This window comes from Coprococcus sp. HPP0074, assembly GCF_964238105.1.
Taxonomy (GTDB): Bacteria; Bacillota; Clostridia; order Lachnospirales; family Lachnospiraceae; genus Faecalimonas; species Faecalimonas umbilicata.
In genome coordinates this window covers 1-1,934 of sequence record NZ_CAXSKS010000016.1, presented here as the reverse complement: position 1 = coordinate 1,934, position 1,934 = coordinate 1, and the positions used below count along the sequence as shown (strand labels likewise).

Genomic DNA, 1,934 nt, shown 5'->3' with positions numbered 1-1,934 from the left:
ATCGGGTAGGAGGTAAATAATTATTTTATTTACCGTCCTCCCACACCACCGTACATACGGTTCCGTATACGGCGGTTCCTTAGTTTTCACAAACTACCAGATAATAGTCAAGCATGGACGTATATCCCAGCTTGGCTATTATTTTCTTGGAAAAGATTTGGTTCAAGACTTTCGCCATTCTCCAATATCCTTTTCTACTACAAGCAAGTTCCTTTGCTTTCCAATGTTCCATTCCCAATGCTTTCAGCATTCGATACTTTGTTTTAATTTTCTTCCATTGTTTCCAATAGACTGCTCGTATCCTACGCCTTGCCCATTTGTCCGTTGTTTTAAGAAGTCCTTTCATATCTGCAAGTCTAAAGTATTCTACCCATCCTCGCACATACCCCTGATATTTTCTTTCTCGTTCTGCATTGCTAATGCCTTTGTTCCTATCAGTAAGCTCTCTGATTTTATTTCTCATCTTGACTACTGCCTTTTGATGTACTCTGAATCTGCATTTGCCTTTGTATCTATAAAAAGTATAACCGAGATACTTGACTTTGCTGATGTGAGCCACTTCTGTTTTCTTCCTATTCACTTTTAGGAAAAGCTTTCCTTCAATAAACGGAATAATGTTCTTCAAGGTTCTTTCCGCACTCTTTCTGCTCTTACAGAATATCATACAGTCATCTGCATAACGGACAAATCTATGTCCTCTGCGTTCCAGTTCCTTGTCCATCTCGTTTAGCATTATGTTACTGAGCAACGGACTCAATGGTCCTCCTTGTGGCATTCCGACTTCTGTACGCTCAAACTTTTCGTTTGCTATAACCCCAGCATTCAGATATTTGTGTATCAGTGAAATCACTCTGCCGTCCTTGATAGTTCGTGACAATACCTCAATTAGCTTACTCTGACATACGGTATCAAAGAACTTCTCCAAATCCATATCCACTACATACACATAGCCATCATTTACATTCTTTTGGCATTGTCTAAGAGCATCGTGTGCTCCTCTTTTCGGTCTAAAACCAAAACTGTTCTCTGAGAATTGCTCCTCAAAGATTGGCGAGAGTTCCTGTGCGATTGCCTGTTGAATGACTCTATCGACAACCGTAGGTACTCCCAACTTTCGAAACTCGCCTTTTGTTTCTTTGGGTATTTCTACCCTTCGAACGGGGTTCGGCTTATATTTGCCTTCCCTTATCTCTTGGATTAGGGTTTCTTGGTTTTCTCTTAGAAAGGGCAGAAGTTCATCTACCTGCATACCATCGATTCCCCCTTTTCCCTTGTTTCTTTTGACTTGCTTATAGGCTCCATTAAGATTCTCCTTTCGCAAAATCAAATCCAAAAGATTGTTCGTCCAATAGTCTGTGATGACACCGCTCTTTTCAGTAATCTTAGAGTAGTCGAACACTTCTGCATACTCTTTCTGTTCCGCAGATACCCTTTGCAGATAGTCTTCCATATGAAGTTGTCTATTCTTAAATCTACTTTCAGTTACATTCATTAGCTTGTATCTCCTAAAGTTCAGTCCTTCGCCGATGTTTGCAATCATCGGTTTACTATGACCTCTGCTGACTTCTCGCCATTCGTTGTTACTGACGGATTTCACATCGTGCCCTGTGGGTATACTTTGTTTCTTTCCGCTGACGAGACCTCCCTTGGTACCACACGTCACTTTCTCTCCATATATCTGCCACATTTACTACAGTTAATTCCGAGTAGTTATTGGACTTTGGTTTGTTGTGCAACCTTATCCTTAACTATAGCCTGATGTGATTTCTGTTCGTCAGACCAGAGATTTGCCTCCACCTTCCTTCAGATTCCCCTCACGTTAATCATAGTCTTGCCATGAATAGGACACCCTTGGTCTTGGCTGTATCCTTCCCACTACTAGGGCGGATTAGGAACTTTCATCCATTAGCGACGTGCGCCGCAAGGCGCACACA

The 1,934-nt window shown here is 41.6% G+C and carries 1 protein-coding gene; it reads right to left on the bottom strand.

All coding sequences use genetic code 11. The annotated features are described in order from the left end of the window. Positions 1-79: 79 nt before the first annotated feature. Positions 80-1,492 carry a group II intron reverse transcriptase/maturase gene (ltrA, locus tag ACESPO_RS13225; RefSeq protein ID WP_499788984.1) on the bottom strand — a complete coding sequence of 471 codons (1,413 nt, stop codon included), beginning with the start codon at positions 1,490-1,492 and terminating at the stop codon, positions 80-82. Between the last annotated feature and the right edge of the window lie 442 nt (positions 1,493-1,934).

Excerpts from the sequence above, each read along its gene's own strand:
- ltrA (WP_499788984.1), bottom strand. The coding sequence starts at position 1,492 with ATGAATGTAACTGAAAGTAGATTTAAGAATAGACAACTTCATATGGAA.